Origin of the sequence: Burkholderia sp. Ac-20392, assembly GCF_017104585.1 — a bacterium.
Lineage (GTDB): Bacteria > Pseudomonadota > Gammaproteobacteria > Burkholderiales > Burkholderiaceae > Burkholderia > Burkholderia lata.
Genome location: NZ_JAAGPB010001012.1, coordinates 1 through 1190, shown reverse-complemented (window position 1 = coordinate 1190; position 1190 = coordinate 1). Strand labels below are relative to the sequence as shown.

General features: G+C 71.8%; 1 protein-coding gene. It reads right to left on the bottom strand.

The window, feature by feature from the left end; translation table 11 throughout:
- On the bottom strand, window positions 1–1023 hold a 1023-nt coding region (locus tag G3N99_RS40500), incomplete at its 3' end, for a beta-ketoacyl-[acyl-carrier-protein] synthase family protein (RefSeq protein ID WP_206125228.1).
- Window positions 1024–1190: the final 167 nt, after the last annotated feature.

Genomic DNA, 1190 nt, shown 5'->3' with positions numbered 1-1190 from the left:
GGCGACAACGGCCTCGAGCGCACCCGCCGCGCCGAGCGTATGGCCGGTCGCACCCTTCGTCGAGCTGCACGGCGTGCTGGCGAACAGCGCGCCGATCGCGCGGCTTTCGGCAGCGTCGTTGCTCGGCGTCGCGGTGCCGTGCAGGTTCACGTAGTCGATGTCGTTCGCGCCGAGACCGGCGGCCGCGAGCGCCTGCTCGATCGCGACGCGCGCGCCGAGGCCTTCCGGATGCGGCGACGACATGTGATGCGCGTCGCTCGATTCGCCGATGCCGAGCAGCAGGATCGCGTGGGCGTCGAGTGCGGCGGGCGGGGCGGGCGCGCGTTCGACGAGCGCGAACGCGGCGGCCTCGCCGATCGAGATGCCGTCGCGTGCGACGTCGAACGGACGGCACGGCCGGCGCGACAGCAGTTCGAGCGAATTGAAGCCGTACAGCGTCGTCAGGCACAACGAATCGACGCCGCCGACGACGGCCGCATCGATCAATCCGGCCTCGATCATGCGGCGCGCGGAGCCGAACACTTTCGCGCCGGACGAGCAGGCGGACGAGATCGCCATCGCCGGCCCGCGCAGCGCGAAAAACGCGCGCACGAATGCGGCCGGCGAATACGGGTTGTGCGTGTGCGCGTAGCGGAAGTCGGCGGGCAGCGCGCCGCTTGCCGGATCGCGGCGCTGATAGGCGTGTTCGGTTTCGAGGATGCCGGCCGTGCTCGTGCCGATGAACACGCCGACGCGCTCCGCGCCATATCGTGCGACGGCCGTCGCGACGCGTGCGTCGAAGCCGTCGTGCGTGAGGCCGAGCTGCGCGAGGCGGTTGTTGCGGCACTCGAAGTCGGCGAGATCGGTACGCACGGGCTGCGCATCGACGCCGTCCACCGCGCCGATCCACGTGTCGAGATCCGCACGCTCGAAGTCGCAGGGCTGGAGCCCGCCGCGCGCGTGGCGCAGCGCATCGAGGGTCGCATCGAGGCCGCGGCCGATGCAGCTGGTGGCGGTGAAGTGCGAGAGCAGGAGAGGTTTCACGAGGGTCGCATCCGGTGGCCGGAACGGGCGCCGCAGCAGGGCTGGCAGGCGCGCCGCTCGAAGTCAGATTTTATCAAACGGGGGTGCCGAACCGGCCGGCTCGTCCGGCCCGCCGGGCCGCTCTGGCGCGAGCGCCGCGCGCAGCGTGGTCCAGTGCAACCGGGCGG